We start from the raw sequence: 265 nt of genomic DNA, 5'->3' as shown, positions 1-265 counted from the left end.
TTGCAGAGAAACTATTCTATTCTGCCAGCATTGCTAAACTACCAATTCTTTATTACGTTCAAGAGCAACTGAATGCTGGGTATATTGATTTGACTACTAAAGTGAAATATACAGCCGAATCTATGTCCTTCCCAGGAGCTTATGTTGCTGGAGGAAGTGGTTCACTGTCAAAAACTCCTGACAACAAAGATTATTCAGTGGAAGAATTGATCAATAAGACTGCTAAAGAGTCAGATAATGTAGCTAGTAATTTACTTTCTTATTA

The 265-nt window shown here is 35.8% G+C and carries 1 protein-coding gene; it reads left to right on the top strand.

Features of this window, described 5'->3' with window-relative positions; translation table 11 throughout:
• A partial coding sequence (locus C1E99_RS00015) for a serine hydrolase (RefSeq protein ID WP_161951100.1) occupies positions 1–265 on the top strand: 265 nt, incomplete at both ends.

The sequence above is a fragment of the Streptococcus suis genome (assembly GCF_002964045.1).
In the GTDB taxonomy this organism is placed as follows: Bacteria; Bacillota; Bacilli; order Lactobacillales; family Streptococcaceae; genus Streptococcus; species Streptococcus suis_U.
This window is presented reverse-complemented; position numbering and strand designations above follow the sequence as displayed.